The sequence below is a fragment of the Rhizobacter sp. genome, assembly GCF_035702065.1.
Taxonomy (GTDB): domain Bacteria; phylum Pseudomonadota; class Gammaproteobacteria; order Burkholderiales; family Burkholderiaceae_C; genus Rhizobacter.
Map to the genome: position 1 here is coordinate 1 of NZ_DASSRA010000122.1, position 2,664 is coordinate 2,664.

At 68.1% G+C, this 2,664-nt stretch carries 3 protein-coding genes; all 3 read left to right on the forward strand.

Annotation, left to right across the window (positions count from 1 at the left end):
* On the forward strand, nucleotides 1-497 hold a 497-nt coding region (gene mreC / locus VFL64_RS05615; protein WP_489539394.1), incomplete at its 5' end, for a rod shape-determining protein MreC.
* Between the two features lie 28 nt (nucleotides 498-525).
* Nucleotides 526-1,044, forward strand: a complete 519-nt coding sequence (gene mreD, locus VFL64_RS05620; RefSeq protein WP_489539395.1) for a rod shape-determining protein MreD — start codon at nucleotides 526-528, stop codon at nucleotides 1,042-1,044.
* A gap of 12 nt (nucleotides 1,045-1,056) precedes the next feature.
* Nucleotides 1,057-2,664: penicillin-binding protein 2 (mrdA, locus tag VFL64_RS05625; RefSeq protein WP_489539396.1), on the forward strand; the 1,608-nt coding region annotated here is incomplete at its 3' end.

Below are 2,664 nucleotides of genomic sequence, written 5' to 3' on the forward strand. Positions count from 1 at the left end.
ACCGCGGCAACCGCGACGGGCTGGTGGTGTCGTCGCCGGTCATCAACGAGGTGGGCGTGCTGGGCCAGGTGACGCGCGTCTACCCCTACAGCGCCGAAGTCACGCTGCTCACCGACAAGGAGGCCGCCATTCCCGTGCTCAACAGCCGCACGCAGGCGCGCAGTGCGGCTTTCGGCAACTCGGCGGGAGCGGGCCTGGAGCTGCGCTTCATGGCCGGCAACGCCGACGTGCAGGTGGGCGACGTGCTCTCCACGTCGGGCGTCGATGGCATCTACCCCGCGGGCGTGCCGGTGGCCAAGGTGGTGAGCGTCGACCGGCGCGTCGACTCCGGCTTTGCGCGCATCGCGCTTGCACCGCTGGCCGAGCCCGACAGCGTGCGCCACGTGCTGGTGCTGGAGCCGGTGGGCATCCAGATGCCGCCGCGGCCGGCCGAGCCGGCACCCGAGCCCCTGCTCAAGGCGGGGAAGAAGGACAAAGAGAAAGGGCCCCGCAGATGACGATGCGTCGCCCCGGAGGGTCTGCCGCATGATGCCGCGCGGCTCCGACCAGCTGCTCTTGCCGGTGAACCCGCTGTTCATGTGGTTCACGCTGCTGATGGCCTTCGCCTTCAACCTCGTGCCGCTGGGCCGCACCGCTTTCCTGCCGGACCTGCTGGCATTGGTGCTGGTGTTCTGGAACGTGCACCAGCCGCGGCGCGTGGGCCTGGGCGCCGCCTTCGTGTTCGGCCTGATGATGGATGTGCACGACAGCGCGGTGCTGGGCCAACACGCCCTCGCCTACACGCTGCTGTCGTTCTTCGCGATCACCATCCACCGCCGCCTGCTGTGGTTCGGCGTGCTCTCGCAGGCGCTGCAGATCCTGCCGCTGTTCGTCGCCGCGCACGCGGTGTCGATGGTGGTGCGCATGCTGGTCGGCGGCATGCTGCCCGGCTGGGAAGTGATGCTGGCGCCGGTGGCGGAAAGCCTGCTGTGGCCGGTCGTGTCGCTGCTGCTGCTCGCGCCCCAACGCAGGCCGCCCGATCCGGATCAGAATCGGCCCTTGTGACCGGCGGGTGACATGACTGAATTGCGCAATGTCGAGCAGGAACTGGGCAAGTTCCGCACGCGGCTGCTGGCGGCAGCGGCCTTCGTGCTGCTCGCCTTCGGCCTGCTCACGGCGCGCCTGGTGCTGCTGCAGGTGGTGCGCCACGACGAGCTGGCCACGCAGGCCGAGAACAACCGCATTGCCGTGGTGCCCATCGTGCCCAACCGCGGCCTCATCGTCGACCGCAACGGCGTGGTGCTGGCCAACAACTACTCGGCCTACACGCTGGAGATCATGCCCTCGAAGGTGGACGACCTTGAGGCCACCATCGCGGCGCTCGAGGCCATCATCGAAGTCACGCCGCGCGACCGCAAGCGCTTCAAGCGCCTGATGGAAGAAAGCAAGAGCTTCGAGTCGCTGCCCATCCGCACCAAGCTCACCGACGAGGAGGTGGCGCGCTTCACCGCGCAGCGCTTCCGCTTTCCCGGCGTGGACATCAAGGCGCGCCTGTTCCGCAACTACCCGCTGGGTGAGGTGGGCAGCCACCTGATCGGCTACATCGGGCGCATCAACCAGGCCGAGAAGGCGGCCATGGAAGACTGGCCCGAGGAGCAGCTCGACAACTACCGTGGCACCGAATACATCGGCAAGCTCGGCGTCGAGCAGAGCTACGAGGCCGACCTGCACGGCATCACCGGCCTCGAAGAGGTGGAAACGAGCGCCGGCGGGCGTGCGGTGCGCCGCCTCAAGAGCAACCCGCCGACGCCCGGCAACAAGCTGGTGATGTCGATCGACATCCGCCTGCAGGCCCTGGTGGAGCAGCTGTTCGGCGAGCGCCGTGGCGCGCTGGTGGCGATGGACCCGCGCAACGGCGAACTGCTGGCCTTCGTCAGCAAGCCCACCTTCGACCCCAACCTCTTCGTCGACGGCATCGATGCCGACTCGTGGCGCGAGCTCAACGAGTCGATCGACAAGCCGCTGCTGAACCGCGCATTGCGCGGCACCTACCCGCCCGGCTCCACCTTCAAGCCCTTCATGGCGATGGCCGCGCTCAACACCGGCAAGCGCAGCCCCACGCAGATCATCTACGACGGCGGCACCTTCCAGTTCGGCAACCACACCTTCCGCAGCCACGGCGACACCGGCCTCGGCCCGGTGGACATGACGCGCGCCATCGCCCTCTCCAGCAACGTCTACTTCTATTCGCTGGCCAACGACCTGGGCGTGGACGTGATGCACGACCAGCTCGAACCCTTCGGCTTCGGCCGCAAGACCGGGATCGACATCGAAGGCGAGTTGACCGGCCTGCTGCCATCGACCGAGTGGAAGCGGCGCGCCTACAAGAAGCCCGAGCAGCAGAAGTGGTTCGCCGGCGAGACCATCTCCCTGGGCATCGGCCAGGGCTACAACAACTTCACCATGCTCCAGCTGGCGAGCGCCGTGTCCACGCTGGTCTCGGGTGGCCAGCGCTACAAGCCGCGCCTGGTGCGCGAGGTGGAAGACGTGGTCACGCGCGAACGGCGCGAGGTCGCACATGCGGCGCTCGACCCGCTGCTGCTGCAGCCCGAGCACGTGAAGATCATCATGAACGCCATGCAGCAGGTGACCACCGGCGGGACCGGCACGCGCGTCTTCGCCGGA